Origin of the sequence: Variovorax sp. Root318D1 (assembly GCF_001424835.1) — a bacterium.
Taxonomy (GTDB): domain Bacteria; phylum Pseudomonadota; class Gammaproteobacteria; order Burkholderiales; family Burkholderiaceae_C; genus Variovorax.
Genome location: NZ_LMCQ01000023.1, coordinates 166,041 through 190,398 on the forward strand (window position 1 = coordinate 166,041; position 24,358 = coordinate 190,398).

At 65.5% G+C, this 24,358-nt stretch carries 18 protein-coding genes, 1 tRNA gene and 1 riboswitch; of the genes, 11 read left to right on the plus strand and 8 right to left on the minus strand.

The window, feature by feature from the left end; genetic code table 11:
* Positions 1 to 17 precede the first annotated feature (17 nt).
* The 3 genes from ASC78_RS21695 to ASC78_RS21705 are packed head-to-tail and all read left to right on the plus strand — an operon-like array spanning position 18 to position 4,938.
* Complete coding sequence (locus ASC78_RS21695) at positions 18 to 3,965, plus strand: pilus assembly protein (RefSeq protein WP_082517623.1); 3,948 nt, start codon at positions 18 to 20, stop codon at positions 3,963 to 3,965.
* The gene (locus tag ASC78_RS28125) at positions 3,962 to 4,387 is read left to right on the plus strand and encodes a type IV pilin protein (RefSeq protein ID WP_055806115.1); all 426 of its coding nucleotides are present in this window, start codon (positions 3,962 to 3,964) and stop codon (positions 4,385 to 4,387) included. The genes ASC78_RS21695 and ASC78_RS28125 overlap by 4 nt, the downstream gene beginning before the upstream one ends.
* Positions 4,375 to 4,938 (plus strand): GspH/FimT family pseudopilin, encoded by a 564-nt coding sequence (locus ASC78_RS21705; RefSeq protein ID WP_157634509.1) that lies wholly within the window; start codon positions 4,375 to 4,377, stop codon positions 4,936 to 4,938. Before ASC78_RS28125 ends, ASC78_RS21705 begins: the two co-directional genes overlap by 13 nt.
* A gap of 33 nt (positions 4,939 to 4,971) precedes the next feature.
* Here the strand turns inward: ASC78_RS21705 and nrdR are convergent, their stop codons facing one another.
* The 3 genes from nrdR to ASC78_RS21720 all read right to left on the minus strand — a co-directional run bounded on the left by nrdR (position 4,972) and on the right by ASC78_RS21720 (position 7,719).
* On the minus strand, positions 4,972 to 5,415 hold the full coding sequence (gene nrdR / locus ASC78_RS21710; RefSeq protein ID WP_055806121.1) for a transcriptional regulator NrdR: 444 nt from the start codon (positions 5,413 to 5,415) through the stop codon (positions 4,972 to 4,974).
* 19 nt (positions 5,416 to 5,434) lie between these two features.
* Positions 5,435 to 6,679 carry a serine hydroxymethyltransferase gene (glyA, locus tag ASC78_RS21715; RefSeq protein WP_055806122.1) on the minus strand — a complete coding sequence of 415 codons (1,245 nt, stop codon included), beginning with the start codon at positions 6,677 to 6,679 and terminating at the stop codon, positions 5,435 to 5,437.
* 41 nt (positions 6,680 to 6,720) lie between these two features.
* Positions 6,721 to 6,847: riboswitch (ZMP/ZTP riboswitch) on the minus strand.
* A 17-nt stretch (positions 6,848 to 6,864) separates the two neighbouring features.
* On the minus strand, positions 6,865 to 7,719 hold the full coding sequence (locus tag ASC78_RS21720; protein ID WP_055806125.1) for a lytic transglycosylase domain-containing protein: 855 nt from the start codon (positions 7,717 to 7,719) through the stop codon (positions 6,865 to 6,867).
* A gap of 595 nt (positions 7,720 to 8,314) precedes the next feature.
* Between ASC78_RS21720 and ASC78_RS21725 the strand changes: the two genes are divergently transcribed.
* Positions 8,315 to 12,121 carry a DUF748 domain-containing protein gene (locus ASC78_RS21725; RefSeq protein WP_055806128.1) on the plus strand — a complete coding sequence of 1,269 codons (3,807 nt, stop codon included), beginning with the start codon at positions 8,315 to 8,317 and terminating at the stop codon, positions 12,119 to 12,121.
* Positions 12,122 to 12,256: 135 nt separating this feature from the next.
* Positions 12,257 to 15,187, plus strand: coding sequence for a DUF349 domain-containing protein (locus ASC78_RS21730; protein WP_055806747.1), 2,931 nt, complete (start codon positions 12,257 to 12,259; stop codon positions 15,185 to 15,187).
* Positions 15,188 to 15,261: 74 nt separating this feature from the next.
* Here ASC78_RS21730 and ASC78_RS21735 read toward each other — a convergent pair whose 3' ends face one another.
* The 5 genes from ASC78_RS21735 to ASC78_RS21755 form a co-directional block, all read right to left on the minus strand.
* Positions 15,262 to 16,053 carry a zinc-dependent peptidase gene (locus tag ASC78_RS21735; RefSeq protein WP_055806129.1) on the minus strand — a complete coding sequence of 264 codons (792 nt, stop codon included), beginning with the start codon at positions 16,051 to 16,053 and terminating at the stop codon, positions 15,262 to 15,264.
* Between the two features lie 8 nt (positions 16,054 to 16,061).
* Entirely contained in the window at positions 16,062 to 16,844 is a 783-nt protein-coding gene (locus tag ASC78_RS21740) for a UDP-2,3-diacylglucosamine diphosphatase (protein ID WP_235505171.1), read from the minus strand.
* Between the two features lie 13 nt (positions 16,845 to 16,857).
* Positions 16,858 to 17,370: a peptidylprolyl isomerase gene (locus tag ASC78_RS21745; protein ID WP_055806132.1), complete on the minus strand. Its 513-nt coding sequence runs from the start codon at positions 17,368 to 17,370 to the stop codon at positions 16,858 to 16,860.
* 30 nt (positions 17,371 to 17,400) lie between these two features.
* On the minus strand, positions 17,401 to 18,000 hold the full coding sequence (locus ASC78_RS21750) for a peptidylprolyl isomerase (RefSeq protein ID WP_157634511.1): 600 nt from the start codon (positions 17,998 to 18,000) through the stop codon (positions 17,401 to 17,403).
* A gap of 88 nt (positions 18,001 to 18,088) precedes the next feature.
* Positions 18,089 to 18,679, minus strand: a complete 591-nt coding sequence (locus ASC78_RS21755) for a tetratricopeptide repeat protein (RefSeq protein ID WP_055806136.1) — start codon at positions 18,677 to 18,679, stop codon at positions 18,089 to 18,091.
* Positions 18,680 to 18,871: 192 nt separating this feature from the next.
* Here ASC78_RS21755 and cysS point away from each other — a divergent pair, with 192 nt between their 5' ends.
* From cysS to ASC78_RS21785, 6 genes are all read left to right on the plus strand, one after another.
* The gene (gene cysS / locus ASC78_RS21760) at positions 18,872 to 20,248 is read left to right on the plus strand and encodes a cysteine--tRNA ligase (RefSeq protein ID WP_055806138.1); all 1,377 of its coding nucleotides are present in this window, start codon (positions 18,872 to 18,874) and stop codon (positions 20,246 to 20,248) included.
* A 17-nt stretch (positions 20,249 to 20,265) separates the two neighbouring features.
* Complete coding sequence (locus tag ASC78_RS21765) at positions 20,266 to 20,916, plus strand: DNA-3-methyladenine glycosylase family protein (protein ID WP_055806755.1); 651 nt, start codon at positions 20,266 to 20,268, stop codon at positions 20,914 to 20,916.
* Between the two features lie 16 nt (positions 20,917 to 20,932).
* A complete protein-coding gene (locus ASC78_RS21770) occupies positions 20,933 to 21,913 on the plus strand; it encodes an acetyl-CoA carboxylase carboxyltransferase subunit alpha (RefSeq protein ID WP_055806142.1) in 981 nt (326 codons plus the stop codon).
* Positions 21,914 to 21,924: 11 nt separating this feature from the next.
* Positions 21,925 to 22,902 (plus strand): tRNA lysidine(34) synthetase TilS, encoded by a 978-nt coding sequence (tilS, locus tag ASC78_RS21775; RefSeq protein ID WP_055806145.1) that lies wholly within the window; start codon positions 21,925 to 21,927, stop codon positions 22,900 to 22,902.
* Between the two features lie 67 nt (positions 22,903 to 22,969).
* Entirely contained in the window at positions 22,970 to 24,238 is a 1,269-nt protein-coding gene (locus tag ASC78_RS21780; RefSeq protein ID WP_055806148.1) for an aspartate kinase, read from the plus strand.
* Positions 24,239 to 24,264: 26 nt separating this feature from the next.
* A tRNA-Ser gene (locus ASC78_RS21785) sits at positions 24,265 to 24,357 on the plus strand.
* Position 24,358 lies beyond the last annotated feature (1 nt).

Here is a 24,358-nt window from a genome sequence, read left to right on the forward strand (position 1 = left end):
CTGGAAACGGAAACCGAATGCGTTCTCTTGATAACCGTGGAATCGCGATGGTGCTCATCGCCGCGATGGGCCTCTGCGTCGCTCCGCATGCATTGGCGGCAGAGGCGGTCGAACTTCCGGCTGAAGCGCTGTCGTCCATGGCATCGCGCACCGATCCCAACCTGGTGATCGACCTCGCGCTGGAGTTCTCCAATGCCGGGGCCGCCTACCGCGGCAGCTTCGACTGGAAGAAGGTCTACCGCGGCTACTGGGACCCGATGGCCTGCTACGGCTATGCGGCGGCCGATGGTTATTTCAGGCGCCTTGCACCTGCGGTGAAGCTCGCGAGCGGCGAGATCGCATGTGCCAATCAATGGAGCGGCAATCTGTTGAACTGGGCGGCCACCTCCACCATCGACGTGCTGCGGCTCGCGCTCACGGGCGGAGACCGCGTGGTCGACCAGGCCGATCGCACCGTGCTCCAGCGCGCGGTGCTGCAAGAAGATTTCTACCGGAGCAGCTACTTTCCCGACAAGACAGTGACCGGCAACCTCGACAAGCTCACGCCGCTCGTCGCGGATAGCCGCATGGGCGTGGGCGCGGCGGCCACTGTTCACATCAACCATTGCCTAGACCGCATGGTCGTCGGGCCAGGCGCCAGCGGCAGCTGCGCAAACCCGGGCACCGACCAGCAATATGGCCCCGGCGCCGCGAGCGCACCCTACTTCGCGAGGGTCGAGGTTTGCACGGCGGCAGAGGCCGTGACGCGCGCTGATCTCTGCTTCAAATACCCCAGCGGGCAGTTCAAGCCCGTGGGCGAAATCCAGCGCCATTCGAGCCGCATGCGCTTCGCCGCTTTCGGTTACCTGCTCGACAACGACCTGGCTCGGCATGGTGGTGTGCTGCGCGCGCCCATGAAATACACCGGCCCTCGAAAGCTCGACGCGGGCCTCGACAGCGTCGAGAACCCCCAGGCCGAGTGGAACGCGACGACCGGTGTCTTCATCGACGATCCCGATGCGGCTGCGCAGGGCGGCCGCTACAGCGGCGTCGTCAGCTACCTCAACCGCTTCGGGCGTCGCGGCGCCTACAAGAAGTTCGATCCTGCGGGCGAGCTCTACTACGAGTCTTTGCGCTATTTGCAGGCCAAGGCGGCCACGCCCGAAGCCATGGCGGGCGTGGCCGTATCGGACGATCCGCGCAAGGACGGGCTGCCGGTCTTCAACGGCACTGCCCGGTGGGGCGACGAGAGCCGCAAGAGCAGTTGGGACCCGGTGGTGGCCAGCTGCCGCAAGAACCACATCCTTGCGATCGGAGATCTCGAAACGCACGATGACCGTTCGCTGCCTGGCATGTCCGGCCCAGGATCCAGCAGCGCATCGTTCGTGCCCGACACCGCCTACTGGACACGCCTCGTCGGCGCGTTCGAGAACCGCGAGTCGCTTTCTTACACGCACCCCTCGGGCAAGACCGGCCTTGCCACCACTGGCAACCGCGGACTTCCGGCCTTCAACTACAAGGGCGGCGCGCAACTGGGCTCGAGCAACATCGCCAATGCAGAAACCGGCGCGGACCGGGGCTCGTTCGGCATGGCGGGGCTGGCCTACTGGGCCAACACGCAGAAGATCCGTGCCGATTTTCCCGACGTTCGAGTCCAGACCTTCGGCATCGATCTGGATGCCGGCGGGCAGGGCACCATCACACAGCGCCAGCGCGGCAGCGCCTTGTACCTCGCATCGAAGTACGGCGGATTCGTCGACAGCAACGCCGACGGCAATCCGTTCCGCGCATCGGGAGGCAGCGGCGGGGCGGGCATGGCCAGCAATGCCGAATGGGCCGAAGGCATCGACGACGACGGCCAGCCGAAGCCGTCCAACTACTTCCTGGCCGGCGAGCCTCAGCAGCAACTGGCTGCAATCCGCAAGGTGTTCCAGTCGGCCGCCGCGCCAACGGGCGGAAGCACGGCGGACCCGGCCATTTCGTCGAACCGCATCGGGGCGGCGGGAAGCAGTCTCTATGTGGCCCGGTTCAGCGGGCGCAGATGGTCTGGCACGCTGATGGCTTATCCGCTGGCGTACGAAGCGAGTTCGGGCACCGTTCGCCAGAGCGACGAACCGATGTGGGACGCGGGAGCCTTGCTGACCGGCAATGCATCGGCCCAGCCCGCGGTGCCTGCGCGCGACCCGCCGGACCGGCGCATCTTCACGCTCTCGGCCGCAGGCATCGGCACGCCCTTTCAATGGGACGTGCTGGACAAGCCATTGCAAAGCCAATTGAACGCCGTGCCCTATGCGGTGCCAGCGGCAACCGATGGCCTGGGCGCCGATCGGGTGGGCTACCTGCGCGGCGACCGGCGCAAGGAGCTGTCCGCGCCCGGCGGCGTGTTCCGCGTGCGCGATTCGGTGATGGGCGACGTGGCCAATTCGAACCCGCTCTTCGTCGGAGCGCCGAGCCTGAACCTGCGGGGCGTTGGCTACGAGCAATTTCTCGCGACGTACAAGGGAAGGCCGCATGCCGTGTACGTCGGCGCCAACGACGGCATGCTGCATGCGTTCTCGACCGCTACGGGCAACGAGCTATTCGCCTATGTTCCCCGCGCGGTGTCTTCGAAGCTGCCCGGCTACACCTCGCCCGGTTATGCGCATCAGGCCTATGTCGACGGCTCGCCCACGGCCTCTGAGGCACGAATGGCCAACGGTGCCTGGAAGACCGTGCTGGTCTCTGGGACCGGGGCAGGGGCGACCGGCGTTTTTGCGCTCGATGTCACGGACCCCGCTGCGTTTTCCGCCGACAAGGTGTTGTGGGAGTTCACCGGCGCGGACGATGGGGACATGGGCCATGTGCTCCAGGCGCCGCGCGTCATGAAGTTCCGTGTGTCCTCAGCGACTCGCACCCAGCCAGCGGTGTACGCCTGGTTCGCGCTTGTTCCCTCCGGCTTCAACAACGCAAATCTCGAAAAGCGGAGCGCGCTGTTCCTGCTCTCGCTCGACAAGCCGGCCAGCGCCGCATGGAAGCGCGGCCTCAACTATCACAAGATCATGCTGCCCGCGCCGGCGGACAGCGCGCTCGTGAATGCCTTGGCCACACCCGGCGACTTTGCCGCTGCGGACGGCTGGGCGCGCTGGCTGTACGCCGGCGACACGCAAGGCAACCTCTGGAAGTTCGATTTCACCGGCAACGCGCCGTGGAGCGAAACCAACGCGCTGGCGCTGGGAGGCGTTCCATTGATGGTAGCAACTTCAGGCGGCTCGGATGCGAAGCGCCAGCCCATCACCGTGGCGCCCGAAGTCGGCGTCGGGCCGAACGGCGGTGCCATCGTGCTGTTCGGTACCGGCAAGTTCGTGAGTGCCGAAGACATGGGCCGTGCCAGCCGCGGCGTGCAGACCTTGTACGGCGTGTACGACAGCGGCACGTCGATTCCGGCCGGCGAGACACGTGTGCAGCTCCAGTCGCGCCGGGCTGTTGCCGCCGCAGGCCAGTCATTGCCGGCCATCGTGGGTGAGCCCTTCGTCTACGGCGCTGCAACCACCGCCGCCGCGAGCCGCCGCGGCTGGTATTTCGACTTTCCGGGCGCGCTCGAATCGGGCGAACGTCAGGTCTCACGGCTCGCGCTGCGCCACGGTCTCCTGTTCTTCAACACGCTGATACCAGGCGCCGAAGCGTGTGGCGCCAGCGCCGGCGGCCGCAGCTGTGCGGTCAATGCGATGACCGGACTCTCGCAAGGCGGTACTTGCGTTTCTTCGACAGTTGGGCTGCTGTCGTCGCCATTGCTGGTCGAGTTGGGCGAGAGCGCCTACTCGGCCACCGATGCGTTCGGACGCCGAACGGAAACGAAGAAGCTGTCCGTCGTCAACGTCGGTGTTCCGGGCGGTGCGGGTGCCGCCCGCATTTCGACTGTGCGGCCCACGGAGGGCGGCCGAGTCTCCCAGGTGTCTGGACGCCTGAATTGGCGCCAGATCGCTGATTACCGGAGCGCGAAACCATGACGGCCGTGAAAAGCTGTACCGAGACCACGCGTGGCTTCACGTTGATCGAGGTGATGATCGTGGTTGCAATCCTCGCGATCCTGGCTGCCATTTCCTATCCGTCATACATAGGCTTCATGCGCAAGGGTTGGCGCACCGAGGCGCGGTCGGCTCTGGTGCAGCAGATGCAGCAGCAGGAGCGCACCTACACCTTGGCCGGACAGTACAAGCGCTACGAAGGCGGCTCCGGCGAAGGCGGCGCAGGCGGCAAATACCTCATTCAGAGCGGCAATTGCGAAGGGCAGGGAAGCATCGATCGCTGCATCCGCCTGACCGCCACGCCAAACGAGAGCCTTTCCGACCCGGAGGTCGGGGTGCTCTGGCTCGACAGCACGGGCGACAAGGGCTGTGACGGCACCGCGCCAAGCAGGTGCTGGCAGTGAAGCGTTGCGGGCCGTTGCGCAGGCCGCGCGGCGGCTTCACGCTGGTGGAGTTGATGGCTGTCATCGCCATCGCGGTGATTCTCGGCTCGCTCGGCGTTCCGGCATTTCGCGACCTGCTGCTCAATCAGCGCCTTGCATCCGCATCCGGCGGTTTCGTGGCCGCGCTGAATCTCGCCCGCACCGAAGCCATTCAACGTTCGCAGAGGGTTCACGTCGTGGCGCTGACCGCAGGCGACTGGTCGAGCGGATGGGCGGTGCGGGCGGGCACGGACGCCGCACCGCAGACGGTGCGCAAATTCGAAAAGCTCCCGACAGGCGTCGGCATCGATGCGGGGCTTGGAGACGGTTTCGTCCAGGGCCTGGACTACGACAGCAACGGCTTCTCGCGCCGGGCGGGCGGATCGGGCTTTGGCGCCGGCTGCCTGACCTTGAAGGCGGATTCGGGCCGGAGGGCCTCCATCGTGGTGTCGGCCTCGGGGCGCGCGAGAGTCTGCAACCCGGACCTCAAGGGTGATTGCGGGAGCGGCGCCTGCGGCAAGGACGGCCAATGAACCCGCCAAACGCGAACGGCGGACCGGTCCCGCTCAGATATCCCGCAGCAGCTGCCTGAACTCGTCCACGTCTTCGAAGCTCCGGTACACGGAGGCAAAGCGCACGTAGGCCACCTTGTCGAGCTTCTTGAGCTCGCGCATCACGAGTTCGCCCACCTTGGTCGAATCGATTTCACGCATGCCGCTGGCGAGCAGCTTCTGCTCGATGCGCAGCAGGGCGTTGTCGATCTGCTCGATGCTCACCGGCCGCTTGCGCAGCGCCAGCATCATCGAGGCTCGAACCTTGGACGAGTCGAAGTCGGCGCGGCTGCCGTCCTTCTTGACGACGACCGGAAAGTTGACGTCCGGCCGCTCATAGGTGGTAAAGCGCTTGTCGCAGGCGCTGCATTGGCGGCGCCTGCGCACGAAATCAGCGTCTTCCGACACGCGGGTCTCGACGACCTGCGTTTCGAGATGACCGCAAAAAGGGCATTTCATGCGGCCACGTCTTGCTGGATCAGCGGTAGACCGGGAATCGGCTTGTCAGCGCGTGGACCTTGGCGCGAACCGCATCGATGTTGGCGGCGTCACGCGGGTTCTCCAGCACGTCGGCGACCAGGTTCGCGGTGATGCGCGCCTCTTCGTCCTTGAAGCCGCGCGTGGTCATGGCAGGGGTGCCGATGCGCACGCCGCTCGTGACCATCGGCTTTTCGGGGTCGTTGGGGATCGCGTTCTTGTTGATCGTCATGTGAGCGGCACCCAGCACGGCTTCGGCTTCCTTGCCGGTGATGCCCTTGGCGCGCAGGTCGACCAGCATGACGTGGCTCTCGGTGCGTCCGCTCACGATGCGCAGGCCGCGCTCGGTCAGCGTGTCGGCCACGATCTGGGCGTTCTTGACCACCTGTTGCTGGTAGGTCTTGAACTCAGGCGTCATGGCTTCCTTGAACGCGACGGCCTTGGCGGCGATCACGTGCATCAGCGGGCCGCCTTGCAGGCCCGGGAAGATGGCGCTGTTGATGGCCTTCTCGTGCTGCGACTTCATCAGGATGATGCCGCCGCGCGGACCGCGCAGGCTCTTGTGGGTGGTGGAGGTCACCACGTCGGCGTGCGGCACCGGGTTGGGATACACGCCCGCGGCCACCAGGCCGGCGTAGTGGGCGATGTCGACCATGAAGATCGCGCCGACGTCCTTGGCCACCTTGGCAAAGCGCTCGAAATCGATGCGCAGCGAGTAGGCCGAGGCACCCGCGATGATGAGCTTGGGCATGTGCTCGTGCGCCTTGCGCTCCATCGCGTCGTAGTCGATGGCTTCGTTGGCGTCCAGGCCGTAGCTCACCACGTTGAACCACTTGCCGCTCATATTGAGAGGCATGCCGTGGGTCAGGTGGCCGCCTTCGGCCAGGCTCATGCCCATGATGGTGTCGCCGGGCTTCAAAAAGGCCAGCATCACGGCTTCGTTGGCCGAGGCGCCGCAATGCGGCTGCACGTTGGCGGCGTCGGCGCCGAAGATCTGCTTGATGCGGTCGATGGCCAGCTGCTCGGCCACGTCGACGTGCTCGCAGCCGCCGTAATAGCGCTTGCCGGGGTAGCCTTCGGCGTACTTGTTGGTGAGTTGCGAGCCCTGCGCCTGCATCACGGCCGGCGAGGCGTAGTTTTCGCTCGCAATCAGCTCGATGTGGTGTTCCTGGCGCGCGTTTTCGGCCTGGATGGCAGCCCAGATTTCGGGATCGGTCTGTTCGACCAGAATATTGCGGTGGTACATGGCAGTCCTTTGAAGACGAGGTCCTTGTTCTTCAACCAAACAAGGGCTGCCCAGGCGAACGGCTGAACGCCTGCATGGATGTCAGGCGGCACGCTTCCCAGTGGTATTCCACGTCAGCGCGGGGCACCGCGGGGGGTGCTGCGCCTATCGCCAGTCGCGTACGGGGTGAAGTGTAGCGCAGGGCCTCAGGAAACTTCTGAAAGCAGGGCCACTTTCTGTGGGTCGGCTGCCGGCTCGGAGGCCTGTTGCGGCTTGGACGGCGTCGTCACGGGAATCGGCTGCGGCCGCACGGCCGGCGCCGATTGCGTCGTGGTGGGCGGGTTGCGGCCATTGGCCACCTGAAGCAGCCGTTCGTGCTCGGCGAGCACCTTGGCCGCGTAGCCGCCGTCGTCATCGAGATTGGCGGCGCCCACGTAGTAGCGCAGTCCGCGTTCGAGCGAACCGGCGCGGGCAATGCATTCCTGCAGCACCTTCACGCCAACGCGCATGTTGGTCACCGGGTCGAAGGCGGTGAGGGTACCGCCCGCGCTTTCGTACTTGTCGCCGTGCACGCGCGTCATGACCTGCATCAGGCCTTGGGCGCCCACGTGGCTTTGGGCAAACGGATTGAAGCTCGATTCGACGGCCATGATGGCCAGGATCAGGGTCGGGTCGAGCTTGGTGCGCTTGCCGAGGTGATAGGCCTCGGCGACCAGGACGCTCAGCGGTTCGGCGGCGACGCGGTACTTCTTGCTGAGCCAATAGGCCACGGCGGCCTGCTGCTTGGGCAGGTCGCCGGGGCTTGCGGCCGTGGTGCGCACGATGGCGGTCGGCTCCAGGTCGGTGGCTTCGGGTGCGGGCTTGCGCGATTGCAGCCAGCCCATCAGTTGTTCTTCACCCGACTGGCGCAGATCGGGCCGCGCCACGAGGGCAAGCGCCGCGAAAACGATGGCCAGCCCGACCAGTGCAAAGCCGTTGTGGGTGATTTCAAAAAAGCCGTCTGCCACATCGGACGCAAAGGTCCGTAGCCCGCGGGCCGTGGCATCAAACGCCTTGCTCATCGCTCTTCCTTTCTGTGCGGCACCTGTTCGCAACGCTGGAAGGCGGTGGATGAAGGCTGCGGCGCTTGGATTGGTACGAATCAGGCTCCGCGCGTGGAGGTGTGGGGGTAGGAGCGCGGCGGCCTGATCAAGCCGGTGGAAATTCGGCGGCGGATTCAGGGGGCCCCTGCTGGGTCTTGGCAGCCAGGGGCAGGCGGGATTCTAACGTCGCTAAATACCCGGTCAAGCATATCAAAGCTGTTCTTTATGTTTTTACAAGATAAACAGATTGTTTCTAGCCCACGGGTCGATGCGAGGGTAATCCCTTGGCGGAGAGGATTGCAATGCAGAGGCGGGGCGCCTAATCTGAACCCGCCTGAGTTATTCAGGCGTGTTCCGAAGTCATACAGTCCATGTGCAAGTCAAGGACTGGAACGACAGAGGACTCGCGGCGGCAATCTCTTGCTGCCAGCACGGCAGGAACCATTGACTTCCGGTCGCGCGAATCGATGGCATGGGTCTTAGGCCCGCCATCAAGCCCGGTAATGAGACATTCAGTCGATTTACCGGGCTTTCTTGTTTCTGTCTCGATCTTTCTTTGCGGCACACTCCCGCGATGGATGCAGCTTCGCTCAAACAAAACAAATGGGTGCGACGTGGGATCGTCGCAGTGCTGGCTCTTCTGGCACTCTGGATCGTGGCTTGGCTGGCGGTACCTCCTATCGCCAAAAGCCAGCTCGAGAAGATCGCGAGCGAGAAGCTCGGACGGCAGGTCACGGTCGGCAAGATCGACTTCAAGCCCTGGACCCTCGAACTCGCACTGAACGACCTGCGCATTGCCACCGCCGACGGCAGCCGGCCCCAGGTGGCCGTCAAACGCATTTATGCCGATGCCGAGCTGCAATCGCTCGTTCGACTGGCGCCGGTGATCGACGCCGTCACCATCGACGCGCCGGCCATCCTTCTCACGCACCTTGCCGACGGCAAGTACGACATCGACGACATCCTGGCCAAGCTCGCGGCCACGCCGCCGTCCGACCCCAACGCCGAGCCGGCACGCTTTGCGATCTACAACATCTCGATCAAGAACGGCGCGGTCGATTTTGACGACCAGACGGTCAAGCGCAGGCACGAACTGCGCGGCTTTGCGCTCGACGTGCCGTTCCTGAGCAACCTTGCCTCCAAGCGCGACGTCAACACCGAACCCAAGCTCGCTTTTGCGCTCAACGGCAGCAAGTTCGATTCGGCGGCCCTCACCACGCCGTTCGCGAAGAGCCGAAAGACCGATGCCCACGTGCAGTTCAAGGGGCTGGATCTCGCGCCCTACCTCGGATACATGCCGGGTGGCCTGCCGGTGAAGCTGCAGGCGGGCAGCCTGGACGCCGACCTGAAAATCGACTTCCAGCAAGCCGCCACCGCCGGCCTGAAGATCACCGGCACGGTCGAAGCGCATGGCGCCAAGCTGGGCGACGCCCTGGGTCGCGATCTGCTGGCCTTCGACTCGCTCAAACTGGCGTTGGCGGACGTGCGCCCGCTGGAGTCGGTTTTTCACTTGAGCGAAGTTGCGGTTGCCAACCCCAAGCTCGCGGTCGCGCGTGACGCGAAGGGCCAACTCAATCTGCTCGCCACTGATCCCGCCACCGGAGCCGCGGAAAAAGTGGTGCCGCCCGCTGCCGCAGCCAGCGCCCCAAACGGAAAGGGGCCCCAAAAGCCGAAGCTCAAGGTCCAGGTCGACAAGATCGCCTTGAGCGGCGGGCGCATCGGGTGGCGCGACGAAACGGTACAGCCTGCTGCGGCCGTCGAGGCGAGCGCGCTCGGCCTCGATGTGGCCGGCATCACCTGGCCCATGGAAAAACCGGCCCAGTTCAGCGGCAGCACCGCCATCGGCGGCGCAACGCTCAAGTTCCAGGGCAGCGCCACCGACAAGAAGGCCGATGTGCAGACCGAAGTCGATGCGCTGCCGCTGTCCTTGGCGGCACCGTACCTGGCGCACAGCCTCGAGCCCACGCTCGACGGCAAGCTCAGTGGGCAGATCGACATCGCCTGGGCCGAGCCCGATCTCAGGTTCAAGGCCCGACGCCTGGCCGCTGACGGCCTTGCATTGACGCAGGCCAAGACCGCGCTGGCGAGCGTCGGGCGCTTCGAGCTGGTCGATGCCGAAGTCGACATGACGAAGCACACGCTGAACGTGGCTTCGTTCACGGCCACCAACCCCAAGGTCAACGTCGAGCGCGACAGCGAAAAGCGCTGGATGTTCGAGCGCTGGCTCAAGGCGCCGGCCAACGGGAACGGCGCGCAGGCCAAGGTGGCTGCGCCCAAGCCCGCCGGCGCGGGTTCCGCCACGGCGCCGCCCGGCGCCAACACCAAGCCCTGGGCATTGACCATCGGCACCCTGGCAATCAAGGATGGCACGCTTTCATACGCGGACAAGGCCAGCGCGACGCCGGTCGCGGTCGAGTTCACCGCGCTGAATGTGAACGCCCAGAAGATCGCACCCGACACCGCCACGGTGTCGCCCCTGCAGATTTCGGGCCGCATCGGTTCGCGTCGTTCCGAGCCGGGCCGCTTCGACTACAAGGGCAACCTGGTGCTCAAGCCGCTCGCGGCCGAGGGCAGGCTCGACGTGGCGTCGTTCCCCGCCCATGCCTTCAAGGCCTATTACGCCGATGCGCTCAACGTGGACATTCGCCGTGCCTTCGCGAGCTACCGCGGCACCGTGCGCTATGCGAGCGCACCGGCGGGCATGACCCTCAAGCTGGCCGGCGACACCGCGCTCGACGACTTCCGCGCCAACAGCATCTCGCTCACGCAGTCGCCCGGCTTCGACCGCAATACCAACCAGCTGCTGAGCTGGAAGACGCTGAGCCTGCGCGGCCTGCAGGTGAGCATGGCGCCCAATGCGGCGCCGGCGGTGGACGTGCGCGAAACCACGCTCACCGATTTCTTCGCCCGCGTGATCGTCGACCCGACCGGCCGTTTGAATCTGGTGAACCTCACCAAAAAGGGAGAAGCGGACGCCAATGCCGCTGTCGCGGCCAGCGCCGAGGCGAAGACCCGCAGGAGCCCGGGCGGAACCACCACCACGACGCGTCCGCCGCTGCAGGCGGGCGGCGCACCGGCATCGGCCGAGTCCATGGTCGGCGGCAGCCCCGAGCCGTCCAGGCCGGCCTCGGCGCCCGTTGCCACCGCGCAGGCCGAAGCCGATGCCGGGCCAAAACCGGTCATCAACTTCGGCCCGATGAGCCTGGTCAACGGGCGGATCGACTTCACCGACCTGTTCGTGAAGCCCAACTACTCGGCCGACCTGAGCGAACTGACCGGCAAGCTCAGTTCCTTCTCGTCGAATCCGCCCAAGGGCGAGAGCGGCCGCCCCGCGCTGGCCGACCTCGAACTGCGCGGCAAGGCGCAGCAGACCGCCGCGCTGGAAATTACCGGCAAGCTCAACCCGCTGGTCAAGCCGATCGAACTCGACATCACGGCCAAGATGCGCGACCTCGACCTGGCCCCGCTCTCGCCGTACTCCGTGCGCTATTCGGGCCATGGCATCGAGCGCGGCAAGATGAGCATGGACGTCAACTACAAGATAGCGCCCGATGGTCAGCTGACAGCCACCAACAAGCTGGTGCTCAACCAGTTGCAGTTCGGCGAAGAAGTGCAGGGCGCCCCCAACAGCCTGCCAGTGCGGCTCGCGGTGGCCCTGCTGGCCGACCGCAACGGTGTGATCGATGTCGAGCTGCCGCTCAGCGGCTCGCTCAACGACCCGCAATTCAGCATCGGTCCTCTGATCTTCAAGGCCGTGGTCAACCTCATCGTCAAAGCCGCGACAGCGCCATTCAATCTCCTGACCGGAGGACTCGGCGGCGGCAGCAGCGAATCGAGCACCATCACATTCGATGCCGGCAGTTCGGTGCTCGGCGCCAGCGCCAAGGAAAGCCTGGACAAAGTCGTCAAGGCACTCACGGATCGCCCAACTCTGCAGATGACGGTGGTCGGCACGGCCAGCCTCGAACGGGAGCGCGACGCCTACCAGCGCCAGCGCTTGCGCCAGCTCGCCCAGGCGGAGAAGCGGCGCGTGGCGGTGCGTAGCGGCCAGGCGGGCACCGACATGCCGCCGGTCACCGACGCTGAATACCCCGAACTGCTGACCGCCGTGTACAAGCGCGCCGACATCACCAAGCCGCGCAACATGGTCGGACTCGCCAAGGACCTGCCGGTGAAGGAGATGGAAAACCTGCTGCTCGCGAGTGTTCCGGTCGACGAGGAGTCGATCCGGCAATTGGCGGTCGAGCGCGGTGCCGTGGTGCGCGACTACCTGCTGGCGCAAAAGCTGCCTAGCGAACGCCTGTTCCTGGGCGCCGTCAAAACCGCGGCGAGCGGTGCCGACTGGAAGCCGGGCGCCGAACTCAAGCTCGCCACGAGGTAACCCGCACGGTAAGCACTTGGTTTTTCTTGCGGCTCCGCTATATATGTAGGCAGCCAGCGCCGCTTTTCCGGCGGCCTTTTGGCCGCTGTTGCGGCATGTAATTCAACCGCCCGCCACAAGTGGGTGAAAATGTCGATGTGCGCCGGCCTTTGCCGGCGCCTTCGCTTTCTCTCTTCAGACAACGATTTCGCGCAAGTGACCTCTACTTCTTCCAAGCCACACGACCTCCAGGCCCTCGACACGCTCACCGGCGGCGCCTTCACCGCGCCAACTTCGGGCGAGCGCGCCGCGCGCATCCGCGACTGGCTCGCGGGAAACCCCGCGCCTGAGCAAATGCAGGAAGTCTTCAAGGAGCTGAGCGGCCGCGACAAGGGCGCCGCACGCCTGTTGCGTGAAAAGCTCGACGAGCTCAAGCGCGCCAAGGGCCAGGAAGCCATTGCGGCCGAATGGGCGCAAAAGGCCGAGGCCTTGCTGGCCCAGTCCAAGCTCAACATTGCCGATGCGCTCGCCTGGCAGCGCGATGCCGCCAAGGCCGGCGCTCCTTTGTCGCGAGAGCCGCTGGCAGGTTTCAAGGTGCAACTCGCCGAGCGCGTCAAGGGCATCGAAGACCTGCAGCACCGCGCCCAGGTGCACCGCGAAGCCGCCGTGCTGCTCGCACAGCGCTTCGAAGTGCTGTCGACCAAGAGCTGGCAAGACGCCCAGGCCGCCGAAGAATCGCTGCGCGCCGACGTGACCCACTGGCAACAGCAGGCCAGCGAAATCACGGCCGATGCCAACTGGAACAGCCTCGACGCCAGGTTTGCCCCCCAACTCGAGTCGTCGAAGGCGCAATTGCTGGTCGTGTCCGATGCGTTCCACGGTGCGCTGGCCCAGGCGCAGGCCGCGGCTGCCGATGCCGCGGCCCCCCTGCCGCCGGTGCCCGTGTGGGCCGACGAACTGCGTACCGCGCGCGGCGAAGTGGTGGCCCCCAAGGCAGCGCCTGCCAAGCCTGCCGCACCCAAGGTCGACCCGTCCGTGCGTGCCGCTGCGCAAGACGCCGTGCAGGCCGCGCTTGCCAAGCTCGAACAGGAAACGGCCGAAGGCCACGGCAAGGCCAGCGCCGGTGCGGCCGCAGCATTGCGTGCAGTGCTGAAGGAACACGGCAAGCTGGTCGATGCGCCGCTCGAGGCGCGCGTGCATGCGGCGCTGGTTGCCGCCGGTGAGCTCGAAGGTTGGCAGCGCTGGAGCGCCGACAAGGTGCGCGAAGACCTCGTCGCCAAGGCCGAAGGCCTGCTCAAGCGTCCTGAAGGCCAGGCGCTCGGCGGCCGCAAGATGCAGGAAACGCTGCGCTCGCTGCGCGACCAGTGGAAACAAGCCGACCAGGGCGGCGTGCCGAACCACGCGCTCTGGAAGCGCTTCGACGAAGCCTGCAACGAAGCCCACAAGGTGGTGGAAGCCTGGCTCGAAAAGGTTCGCGCCGATGCGGCCGAGCACCGCGCCCATCGCGTGGCGCTCATCGAAGAGGTCAAGGCCTGGGCGGCAGAGCATGCCGCCTCTTCGGACTTGAAGGCGCACAACCGCGCGCTGCATCAGTTTGCCGACCGCTGGCGCGATGCCGGCCACGTGGGCGAGAAGGTCTTTGCCGAACTGCAGCCGCAGTGGAACGACGCCTTCGGGGCCGCGCGTGCGCCCTTCGAGACCGCACAAAAGGCCAGCATCGAACGGCGCCAGGCCATGATCGCGGAGGCTGCCGAACTCGGCGCCCAACCCATGCTGCGCATCGATGCGGTCAAGGCGCTGCAGCAGCGCTGGCAGGCGGAAGCCCAGAGCGTGCCGCTCGACCGCCGCCACGAACAGAAGCTGTGGGACGCGTTCCGCGCGCCCATCGACGAAGCCTTCAACCGCAAGACGGCGGAGCGCGAGAAGTCGGCCTCCGCCATGAGCGAACACGATCGTCATGTGCTCGAGGCTTCCAAGGCGCTCGACGCGGCCAATGCCGGCGGCGACGTGCAGAAGATCCGCGCCGCTATCGCGCGCCTCGAAGCCGCGCTGCGCGGCGAAGCGCCACCGCCGACGCCCGCCGCGAAGCCCGAGCAAGCGCCGGCCGCGTCCAGCGACGGCCCCTCGGTCGGCGCCACCGAGGTGGTTGCGCCCGGCCAGGCTGCGGCCGAGTTCGGCGAAAGCGCCGAACAGGCACCGGGCTCGAGCGATGCCGAAGCCTTGCCGGCTGCACATGTCGAAGCCGCTCAAGCTTCAACTCCCGACCTCGTCGCACCGGCCGACGGCGCCGACGCGGCCGCGCGCACCGATGACGCGGCACACGAAGATGGCGAAGCGGCTGCTGTCGAGACCCCGGCACCTGCGGCGGCACCGAAGCCTGCATCCAAGCCGGTCGTGGCCATGCGCGGTGACGATCGTCCCGGGAGCAGGAAGACGGAAGCGGCACCTGCAGGCCGCGCCGGCGGCAGGTTCGGCGACCGGCGCGACGGCGCGCGTCCTGGCCCGGGCGGTCCTGGCCGTCCTGGCGACCGCGGAGCCCCTCGTCCCGATGCGCGCGGCGACCGTGGCGCACCGGCCGGCCGCTTCGGCGATCGTCCGCCTCGCTTCGAGGACCGTGGCCCGAGACTCGGCGATGCCGCCTTCCGCGCCCAGCGCGAAGCCCTCGAACGTGCAGACATGGCGCTGCGCAAGCTGGCGGCACAGGCGCATGGCGAAGCACTCACACAAGTGCTCGGTGCATGGGAACAGCGCGACGCCTCGAAGCTGCCAAGCGTGCAGGAGCTGGGGCGCGCGGTGACGCCCGCAGTGCGCAGCGGCTGGTCTCAGGCCGTCGCTTCGGAACCCAAGGCCGCTCCCGACGAAGCGGCGGAGGCCCTGCTGCGGCTCGAAATGGCCGCCGAAGTGCCGACCCCTGCCGAGCAGCTCGATGCACGCCGCGCGCTGCAGCTCAAGCTGCTGACCAAGCGCGGCGATCCGCCGCCGGCCCAGACCTGGGGCCAGGACGCCGGCAAGGTGCTGGCCGCGGCACACGACGCAGCCAGTGCGCGCCGCCTGCAGAACGCGTTGAAGGCCTTGCTGCGCAAGTAAGGCGTCGGCGCAAGTGCACGAGAAAGCCCGCTGAACGCGGGCTTTTTCATTTCAGTGATCAGCAACTGCGGTCGTCAGGCCGTTTCAGGCTGGAAGAATTCATCGAAGAGACGCAGCACCGCCGGGAAATCGCGGGCGAAGTTCGCACGGTTCACGAAGTAGGCTTCGCAGGCCACGGCAAAGAACTCGCTGATCGACGTCGCGCCGTAATCGTCGAGCCACGGTGGTTCGGCGCCGAAGCGGTCGGCAAGGATGGTCTTCTCCCGAAAGTCTTCGTAGGCCGGCTGCAGTACGGCCAGCCAGGCTGCGCGGGCTTCGCGTGCACTGCGCTTGCCCGCAAAGCCGGGCGGCAGCGGCGGACAGCCGTCGGCATCGCCGCCGCGCATGTCGATCTTGTGGGCGAACTCATGGATCACCACGTTGTAGCCGCCGCTCGCCGTGATGCTGCTCGCGAGCACGTCCTGCCAGCTCAGCATCACCGGTCCGCGGTCCATGGCCTCGCCGGCCACCACCTCGTCGTATTCATGCACCACCTGCGCTTCGTCGACGACCTTGCGGCGCGCGACCACCTCGGATGGATGCACCACGATGCCAACGAAATCGTCGTACCAGTCGAGTCCACCCGGGAGGTTCAGCACTGGCAGCACCGCCTGTGCGGCAATCGCCAGCGCAACCTCGTCGGTGATGACGAAGCCCTGGGTGCCATGAAATTCCTTGTCGCGCAAAAATTCGGCTGCCAGGGTGCGCAATCGTTGCTGCGCATCGAGAGGCAATGCACCCAGAAAGGCATAGCGCTCGAGCGTGGCGCACCAAGCGGCTTCGGGAATCGGGGGCAGGGCGCGCAGGCGGCGCAGCCACTTGAACATGGGCGGCGCTAGCGCAGGTCGACGCGCTGCGCGCCGGCGGTGGAAAGGCAGAGCAGCTGCGCACGCGGCGGATGGGCCGCGGCGTCCCAGTCGCTCAGCACCACGCGCTTGAGGCCGTCTCCGAGGTCGTGGTCGGCGGGGCGGTGGGTGTGCCCATGCACCAGCGTGTGTGCACGCGCTTGCTGAAGCCATTGGCGGGCGGCGTCGCCGTCCACGTCGGCCCAGCGCGCCGACGGATCGCGCTTGCGGTCTTCGCTTTGCGCGCGCATGGAGCGCGCGAGCGCGCGGCGATCGACCAGCGGACGCGCCAGGAAGGCCGCCTGCCATTCGGGCGTGCGCACCTGGGCGCGGAACTGGAGGTACTCGGTGTCGTCCAGGCAAAGAATGTCTCCGTGGCTCAACAGCCAGCGTTCGCCATGCAGCACCAGCACCGTGGGGTCGTCCAAGAGCGTAAAGCCGCATTGGGCGGCGAGCGCCGGGCCGACAAGAAAGTCGCGGTTGCCATGCATGAAGTACACCGGCAGCCGCTCGGCCGTACGGCGCAGCAATTCAGCGCATTCGGCCTCGAAGCCGGGCAGGGCGGCCGAGTCGTCGCCCACCCACACTTCGAACAGGTCGCCGAGGATGATCAATGCATCGGCCGGCGTGGTCTGCAAATAGCCGCGCCAGGCCTCGAAGGTGGCGGGCTCGCCGGCCTGCAGGTGCAGGTCGGAGATCAGGTCGACGGTGCGCCACGCGGGCGGGGCGAGCAGCTCCTTGAAAGCCGCAGGTGCCGCCACGTCCGAGCCCATGCCGCGCCTGTCCTTATTCCGAGACGACCACGGCCTTTTCGATCACGACGTCTTCGAGCGGCACGTCGTCGTGGAAGCCCTTGCGGCCCGTCTTGACGGCCTTGATCTTGTCGACCACGTCGGTGCCGCCGGTGACCTTGCCGAACACGGCGTAGCCCCAGCCCTGGGCCGAGGGAGCGGTGTGATTCAGGAAGCCGTTGTCAGCCACGTTGATGAAGAACTGGGCGGTGGCCGAGTGCGGTGCGCTCGTGCGGGCCATGGCAACCGTGTAGTTGTCGTTCTTGAGGCCGTTGTTGGCTTCGTTCTCGATCTCAGCGCCGGTGGGCTTTTGCTTCATGCCGGGCTCGAAGCCGCCGCCTTGCACCATGAAGCCGGGGATCACGCGGTGGAACACCGTGTTGTCGTAGTGACCGTTCTTCGCATAGTTGACGAAATTCTCGGCCGATTTGGGCGCCTTTCCGGCGTCGAGTTCGAGCGTGATCACGCCGTAGTTCTTGATGTGGAGTTCGACTTTGGGGTTGCTCATGAGGGAGTCCTTCTTTCGGATGTTCGGAAACTACTTCGCCAGTGTGGCGGACTTGATGATGATGGGCTCGAGCGGCACGTTCTGCATGCCGCCCTTGTTGCCCGTTTGAACGGCGCGGATCTTGTCGACCACTTCGGTGCCGCCCACGACACGGCCAAACACGGTGTAGCCGTAGCCGTCGGGGTTGGGTGCGTTGAGCGAGTCGTTGTTCTTCACGTTGATGAAGAACTGCGAGGTGGCCGAGTTCGGGTTGCCGGTGCGGGCCATCGCGATCGTGTACCTGTCGTTCTTGAGGCCGTTACTGGTTTCGAGGGCGATAGGCGCGCGGGTCGGCTTTTGTTGCATTTCAGGCGTGAAGCCGCCGCCCTGGATCATGAAGCCGTCGATCACGCGGTGGAACACGGTGCCGTCGTAGTGCTTGTCCTTGACGTACTGCAGGAAATTCTCGACCGTCTTGGGCGCTTTCGCCTGGTCGAGCTCGACCAGGATGTCGCCGGCCGAGGTGTCGAGCTTCACGCGCGGTCCGGCCTGTGCGTAGGCGGCGCCAGCGAAGGCCAGGGCAGAGGCCAGCACCAGCGCGGCGCGGCGGCTGAATCGGGCGGACGGGAAAAGGGATTGGGTCGTCGTCAAGGAAAACTCCGTGTGCGAATGATGTGGGACGCGGGCCGTGCAATGCAAGCTGCCGTGGCGCCAATGCACCGTGGCCCGCTGCTTGCAGCTACTTGCTCGCGCGGCCGACCGGCTTGCGAGCTTCGGGCGGTGCTGCCGGCAGGGCCGAGGCATCGGCTTCGGTCTTGGGGGTGAAGATCTGGCGAATCAGCGAGAGCTTGGGCCCGACGCTGGCATTGGTGCTGGCGAATTGCTGCGCCCGCACATATTCCTGGGCCGCGAGGCGCGCGTACACATCGCCGAGATTCTCGTGCGCGGTGGCGTAGTTGGGATTGAGTTTGAGTGCCTGTTCCAGCGCCGCGCGCGCCTGGTCGAACTTGCTCTGCGATGCGTAGAGCGCCGCCAGGTTGTTGTAGGGCTCGGGCAGTTCCGGGAAGTCTTGCGTCAATTGCGTGAACGCGGCAATGGCCTCGTTCTGCTTTTTCTGTTCGGTGAGGATCACGCCGCGCAGAAAGCGCATCTGCGGGTCGCGCGGCTTGCCGGCGATGTAGGCATCGGCCTTGGCGAGCGCCTCGTTCGACTTGCCCTGGCGCAGCAAAGTGTTCACGTCGTCGTAGTCGTTGGCGTACGCAGCGGAACCCCACAGGCTGAAGAGCAGAGCAAAGGCAAGGGAGAGTTTGGTGAATGCGACGTGCTTCATGAAGCCTCGGCAGAATTGGGGAAATGCGGGCCTCGAAAACACCCGAAAGGACACGGCGGTAGCCGTTTATACTGCGTTGCATTGTAGCCGAGGGGCCATGTCCAACCTCTCGCAGCTACTGTCCCGTCACCCCTGAAATACACCGTCGTTCGCCCGTGCCGCACGTGCGCGAAGCGACGTTTTCCGAGCCTCATGAGTCTGCGCATCTACAACACGCTCTCGCGTGAACTGGAGGAATTCTCCCCATTGCAAGCCGGCAAGGTGCGCATGTACGTTTGCGGCATGACGGTGTACGACCTCTGCCACCTGGGCCATGCCCGCTCCATGATTGCGTTCGACCTCGTGCAGCGCTGGCTCAAGGCCAGCGGCCATGTGGTGACCTACGTGCGCAACATCACCGACATCGACGACAAAATCATCCGCCGCGCGGTGGAGAACGGCGAGACAATCCGCTCGCTCACCGACCGCATGATCGACGCGCTGCACGAAGATGCCGACGCGCTCGGCATCGAGCGGCCCACGCACGAGCCCCGTGCCACCGACTACATCCCGCAGATGCTGTCGATGATCGGCACCCTCGAGAAAAAGGGGCTGGCCTACCGCGCCGACAACGGCGACGTCAATTACGCGATCCGCAAGTTCCCGGGTTACGGCAAGCTCAGCGGCAAGTCCATCGACGAGCTGCATGCCGGCGAACGCGTGGCCGTGCTCGATGGCAAGGACGACCCGCTCGACCCCGTGCTCTGGAAGAGCGCCAAGGCGAGCGAGCCTGATGAAGTGAAGTGGGGCAGCGAGTTTGGACCGGGCCGTCCGGGCTGGCACATCGAGTGCTCGGCCATGGCCTGCGAACTGCTCGGCGAAACGCTCGACATCCACGGCGGCGGCGAAGACCTTCAGTTCCCGCATCACGAGAATGAAATTGCGCAGAGCGAAGGTGCCACCGGCAAGCCGCTGGCCAATTACTGGATGCACAACGGCTTCATCGTGACCGACAACGAGAAGATGTCCAAGAGCCTGGGCAACTTCTTCTTGATCCGCGATGTGCTCAAGAAATACGACGCCGAGACCATTCGCTTCTTCGTGGTGCGGGCGCACTATCGCCGTCCGCTCAACTACAGCGACGTGCACTTGGACGACGCCCGCAATTCACTCAAGCGCCTTTATACGGCGCTCGACCTGGTCGCGCCAGAAGCCGTGACCGTCGACTGGAGCGACCCCTACGCGGCGCGCTTCAAAGCCGCAATGGACGAAGACTTTGCAACGCCCGAGGCGGTCGCGGTGCTGTTTGATCTGGCGGGCGAGGTGAACCGCACGCAGTCACCCGCGCAGGCCGGGCTGCTGAAGGCGCTGGGCGGTTGCCTGAACATTCTGCAGAGCGACCCAAAGATTTTCCTGCGCGCGGGCGCCACACTGGACGAAGCCACCATCCAGGCGCTGATTGCGCAGCGCGCGGCCGCCAAGGCCGCAAAGAACTTTGCCGAAGCCGACCGCATCCGCAACGACCTTCTGGCGCAGGGCATCGTGCTCAAGGATTCGCCTACGGGCACGACCTGGGCCGCCGCGCAGTGAACGGAACCACGAACCCCATGCCCGCTTCAAAAAATCCGGTGGTTCAGATCTACACGCCGGACTATTGGGAAGAGGCCTGCAAGCACCTGGCCAAGAAAGACCGTGTCATGAAGCGGCTCATCCCGAAGTTCGGCGATGCCTGCCTCGAATCGCGCGGCGATGCCTTCACCACGCTCGCGCGTAGCATCGTGGGCCAGCAGATTTCGGTGAAGGCCGCGCAAACGGTCTGGGACAAGTTCGCGGTGTTGCCGCGAAAGCTGACGCCGGCCAACGTGCTCAAGCTCAAGGTCGACGACATGCGCGGGGCAGGGCTCTCGGCACGCAAGGTCGAGTACCTGGTCGATCTCGCCATTCATTTCGATTCCGGCGCGGTGCACGTCGACGCCTGGAAGGACATGGCCGACGAGCTCATCATCGATGAACTGGTCGCTATTCGCGGCATCGGCCGCTGGACGGCGGAAATGTTCCTCATCTTCCACCTGATGCGCCCCAATGTGCTGCCGGTCGACGACCTCGGCCTGCTCAATGGCATCAGCGTCAATTATTTTTCGGGCGATCCGGTGAGCCGCAGCGATGCCCGCGACGTTGCCGTGGCCTGGGCGCCGTATTGCAGCGTGGCGACTTGGTATATTTGGCGCTCGCTCGACCCGGTACCGGTCGCATACTGAACAACAGGAGAAGACGTTGGCGAAACGAACCTTCCTCGACTTCGAGCAGCCCATTGCTGAACTCGAATCCAAGATCGAAGAACTGCGCTATGTACAGACCGAATCGGCGGTCGACATCTCGGAGGAAATCGACCAGCTCGGCAAGAAAAGCCAGCAGCTCACCAAAGACATCTATAGCGACCTGACGCCTTGGCAGATCACCAAGATTGCCCGGCATCCGGAACGCCCCTACACGCTCGACTACGTCAACGAAATCTTCACCGACTTCGTCGAACTGCACGGCGACCGGCACTTTGCCGACGACCTCTCGATCGTGGGCGGCCTCGCGCGCTTCAACGGCACGCCCTGCATGGTGCTGGGCCACCAAAAGGGCCGCGACACCAGGGAGCGCACCGCGCGCAACTTCGGCATGAGCAAGCCCGAGGGCTACCGCAAGGCCTTGCGCCTCATGAAGACGGCCGAAAAATTCAAGCTGCCAGTCTTCACCTTCGTCGATACGCCGGGCGCCTACCCCGGCATCGATGCCGAGGAGCGCGGCCAGTCCGAAGCCATCGGCCGCAACATCTTCGAGATGGCGCAGCTCGAGGTGCCGATCATCGTCACCATCATCGGCGAGGGCGGCTCCGGCGGCGCGCTGGCCATCTCGGTGGGCGACCAGCTCGTGATGCTGCAGTACTCCATCTACTCGGTGATCAGCCCCGAAGGCTGCGCTTCCATTCTCTGGAAAACCAGCGACAAGGCCCAGGAAGCGGCCGATGCCCTCGGCATCACGGCGCACCGCCTCAAGGCCCTGGGCCTGGTCGACAAGATCGTCAATGAGCCGGTTGGCGGCGCGCACCGCGACCATCGCCAGATGGCCGCTTTCCTCAAGCGTGCGCTCAACGATGCCTTCCGCCAGGTCAGCGACCTGAAGCCAAAGGAACTGCTCGATCGCCGCTATGAGCGCCTGCAGAGCTACGGCCGGTTCAACGACACCAAGGCCGACGCCGGCAGATAAGCAAGCGCCCCATGAACGAAGCCTTCGAACGCGCGATGGCCGCGTTCGAGCCGGCGCATCTGCCGCTGGCGGTGGGCTTCAGCGGCGGCGCGGATTCCACGGCCTTGCTGGCCGCCTGCGCATCCGTCTGGCCAGGGCAGGTGGTGGCGTTTCACGTGCACCACGGGCTGCAGGCCGCCGCTGACGATTTCGAACGGCACTGCGCCGCGGTGTGCGAGCGCCTCGGCGTGCCGCTGGTGGTGCACCGCGTCGATGCCCGGCATGCGCAGGGCGACAGCCCCGAAGATGCGGCCCGGCGCGCCCGGTACGAAGCTTTTGCGGCAATGGCGCGCGAGGGCGAACCCGCTGGCGCTATCAAATCCATAGCTCTGGGGCACCATGCGGACGATCAGGTCGAAACCCTGTTGCTCGCCCTTTCCCGGGGCGCGGGTCTTCCTGGCCTGGCTGCGATGCCCGCGCATGCGCAGCGCCACGGGCTCGACATCTATCGGCCATTGCTGGCTGTCCCGGGCGCCGATATCCGCGCTTGGCTCGAAGGCCTCGATTTGCCTTGGATCGAGGACCCGACCAACCAGAACGAGCGCTATACGCGCAACCGGATTCGCGCAGTGCTGCTGCCCGCGCTAGCGCGGACTTTTCCGCAATTCCGCGCCACCTTCGCCCGCAGCATCGGCCATGCCGCGCAGGGGCAGGAATTGCTGAGCGAACTCGCCGCGCAAGATCTGGCCGTGGTGGGAGATCCGCCCCGTGTCGCAGAGCTGCAAGCGCTTTCGCGCGCGCGGCAGGCCAATGTGCTGCGGCACTGGCTCATGCAGGCGCACGGCTGTGCGCCCAGCGCGGCGCAGCTGGAACAACTGCTGGACCAGGTTCGCGCCTGCACCACACGTGGCCATCGCATCCACCTGAAGGTGGCCAGTGGTTTCATCGAGCGCAGGGGCGATTTTCTGCATTGGTACAATTCCGGGCCCTCGCCCAAGGCTTCGCGCTGACGGCTTGCAGGGCGCCGCGCTTGCACTCCGGCGTGGAGCGGCCCTTTCTTTTTCTCTGAATTCACCCATGGCATTGATCGTTCACAAATACGGCGGTACGTCGATGGGCTCGACCGAGCGCATCAAGAATGTTGCCAAGCGCGTCGCCAAATGGGCACGCGCCGGCCACCAGATGATCGTGGTGCCAAGCGCCATGAGCGGCGAGACCAATCGCCTGCTTGGCCTGGCCAAGGAATTGGCACCAAGCAAATCGAGCGAGGCCCATGGCCGTGAACTCGACATGCTCGCCTCGACCGGCGAACAGGCTTCGTCGGCGCTGCTGGCCATTGCCCTCCAAGCCGAAGGCATGGAAGCCGTGAGCTACGCGGGCTGGCAGGTGTCGGTGCGCACCGACAACTCGTACACCAAGGCCCGCATCGAGAGCATCGACGACGAGCGCGTGCGCGCCGACCTCGACGCCGGCAAGGTGGTTGTCATCACCGGCTTCCAGGGCGTGGACGAAGACGGCAACATCACCACGCTGGGCCGTGGCGGCAGCGACACCTCCGCCGTGGCCATTGCGGCCGCCATGAAGGCGCACGAGTGCCTGATCTACACCGACGTGGACGGCGTCTACACCACCGACCCACGCGTGGAGCCCGATGCGCGCCGCCTCTCGACCGTGAGCTTCGAAGAGATGCTCGAAATGGCGAGCCTGGGATCCAAGGTGCTGCAAATCCGCTCGGTCGAATTCGCCGGCAAATACAAGGTGCCGCTGCGTGTGCTTTCGAGCTTCACGCCGTGGGACATCGACATCAATGAAGAGGCCAAGTCCGGCACGCTGATCACTTTCGAGGAAGACGAAAACATGGAACAAGCCGTTGTATCCGGCATCGCTTTCAACCGCGACGAGGCCAAGATCTCGGTGCTCGGCGTGCCCGACAAGCCAGGCATCGCGTATCACATCCTCGGCGCCGTGGCGGACGCCAACATCGAGGTCGACGTGATCATCCAGAACCTCAGCAAGGATGGCCGTACCGACTTCAGCTTTACCGTGCATCGCAATGAGTATGCGAAGACGGTCGACCTGCTGCAGACCAAGGTCATGCCCTCGCTGAACGCGACCGAAATCGTGGGTGACACCAAGATCTGCAAGGTCAGCATCGTCGGCATCGGCATGCGCAGCCACGTCGGCGTGGCCAGCAAGATGTTCCGCGTGTTGAGCGAAGAGGGCATCAACATCCAGATGATTTCGACCAGCGAAATCAAGACCTCGGTCGTGATCGACGAAAAATATATGGAATTGGCCGTGCGCGCGCTGCACAAAGCCTTCGATCTGGATCAACCGGCCGCCTGACGGTGGCATAATCTCGGCTTCTTTCAGGAACTGTGACCGAGTGGCCGAAGGTGCTCCCCTGCTAAGGGAGTATGGGGTGTAGAGCCTCATCGAGGGTTCGAATCCCTCCGGTTCCGCCAA

Coding starts and splice junctions, on each gene's coding strand:
- nrdR (WP_055806121.1), bottom strand. CDS start 5,415: ATGAAATGCCCTTTTTGCGGTCATCTCGAAACGCAGGTCGTCGAGACC.
- ASC78_RS21730 (WP_055806747.1), top strand. CDS start 12,257: ATGTGCGCCGGCCTTTGCCGGCGCCTTCGCTTTCTCTCTTCAGACAAC.
- ASC78_RS21745 (WP_055806132.1), bottom strand. CDS start 17,370: ATGAGCAACCCCAAAGTCGAACTCCACATCAAGAACTACGGCGTGATC.
- glyA (WP_055806122.1), bottom strand. CDS start 6,679: ATGTACCACCGCAATATTCTGGTCGAACAGACCGATCCCGAAATCTGG.
- ASC78_RS28125 (WP_055806115.1), top strand. CDS start 3,962: ATGACGGCCGTGAAAAGCTGTACCGAGACCACGCGTGGCTTCACGTTG.
- ASC78_RS21725 (WP_055806128.1), top strand. CDS start 8,315: ATGGATGCAGCTTCGCTCAAACAAAACAAATGGGTGCGACGTGGGATC.
- cysS (WP_055806138.1), top strand. CDS start 18,872: ATGAGTCTGCGCATCTACAACACGCTCTCGCGTGAACTGGAGGAATTC.
- ASC78_RS21765 (WP_055806755.1), top strand. CDS start 20,266: ATGCCCGCTTCAAAAAATCCGGTGGTTCAGATCTACACGCCGGACTAT.
- ASC78_RS21740 (WP_235505171.1), bottom strand. CDS start 16,844: ATGGGCTCGGACGTGGCGGCACCTGCGGCTTTCAAGGAGCTGCTCGCC.
- ASC78_RS21695 (WP_082517623.1), top strand. CDS start 18: ATGCGTTCTCTTGATAACCGTGGAATCGCGATGGTGCTCATCGCCGCG.
- ASC78_RS21780 (WP_055806148.1), top strand. CDS start 22,970: ATGGCATTGATCGTTCACAAATACGGCGGTACGTCGATGGGCTCGACC.
- tilS (WP_055806145.1), top strand. CDS start 21,925: ATGAACGAAGCCTTCGAACGCGCGATGGCCGCGTTCGAGCCGGCGCAT.
- ASC78_RS21735 (WP_055806129.1), bottom strand. CDS start 16,053: ATGTTCAAGTGGCTGCGCCGCCTGCGCGCCCTGCCCCCGATTCCCGAA.
- ASC78_RS21755 (WP_055806136.1), bottom strand. CDS start 18,679: ATGAAGCACGTCGCATTCACCAAACTCTCCCTTGCCTTTGCTCTGCTC.
- ASC78_RS21720 (WP_055806125.1), bottom strand. CDS start 7,719: ATGAGCAAGGCGTTTGATGCCACGGCCCGCGGGCTACGGACCTTTGCG.